This window comes from Monashia sp. HAY1-5C (assembly GCF_056755255.1).
On the sequence record NZ_JBPGXG010000547.1, the window covers coordinates 1 to 252 of the forward strand.

A 252-nucleotide genomic window follows, 5' to 3' on the forward strand; every position below is an offset into this window, starting at 1 on the left:
GTCCGCGTGGTAGTTGCCGGACAGCACGGTGTGGTCGGACGGGTCGAGTCCCGCACCGCGCAGGGCCTCCCGGAAGCCGCGCACGTGGGCCTTGGTGGCCCACTGGCCCGGCTTGCCGGTGAGGTAGGCGATGTCGCGGTGCCCCAGGTCGAGCAGAGCATGGGTGGACTCGCGCCCGCCGCGCACCTCGTCCGGAAGGATGGCGGGCACGGGGTCGTTGGACGCGAAGCAGTCGAGCAGGACGGCCAGGAC

General features: G+C 72.6%; 1 pseudogene. It reads right to left on the bottom strand.

Features of this window, described 5'->3' with window-relative positions:
• A pseudogene (locus ACR9ZK_RS22715) lies at positions 1-252 on the bottom strand (LacI family transcriptional regulator); the annotation flags it as partial.